The organism is Motilimonas thetidivivens, assembly GCF_046452435.1.
Taxonomy (GTDB): Bacteria; Pseudomonadota; Gammaproteobacteria; order Enterobacterales; family CBDFNC01; genus Motilimonas.
This window is the reverse complement of the sequence record NZ_JBKFDK010000077.1, coordinates 1-400: the sequence shown is the minus strand read 5'-3', so window position 1 is coordinate 400 and position 400 is coordinate 1. Positions and strand designations below refer to the sequence as shown.

The window sequence follows — 400 nt, the reverse complement described above, 5'->3', positions numbered from 1 at the left end:
TAACATTGTCAAACCACCGCAAGTGAAGCGCTTGCCGGATATTTTAACTCCACTGCAAGTCGGCCTACTGATTTCCATGACGGTTAAGTGTCGCTATCAGGTGTTCTTTTTGGTGCTGTACACCCTTGGGTTGCGCTTAAGTGAAGGGCTTAATTTGACGGTCGCCGATATCGACAGCACATCAATGCAAGTGCATATCCGTGAAGGCAAAGGCGGCAAAGACAGATTTGTGCCATTGCCATCGCGCACGCTTGTCGCATTGCGTGGCTATTGGGCCACACATCGCCATCCGCGATTATTGTTCCCGAAGATGGGGCCTGAGAGTGATAGCCCGATGGATAAAGGCAGCGTGCAAAAAGCGATGCAGCGGGTGTTGGTAGATTGCAGTATAAAACAACAC

General features: G+C 50.2%; 1 protein-coding gene. It reads left to right on the top strand.

Going from position 1 to position 400, the window contains the following annotated elements; translation table 11 throughout:
* A partial coding sequence (locus tag ACK8OT_RS19310; protein ID WP_410198139.1) for a tyrosine-type recombinase/integrase occupies positions 1-400 on the top strand: 400 nt, incomplete at both ends.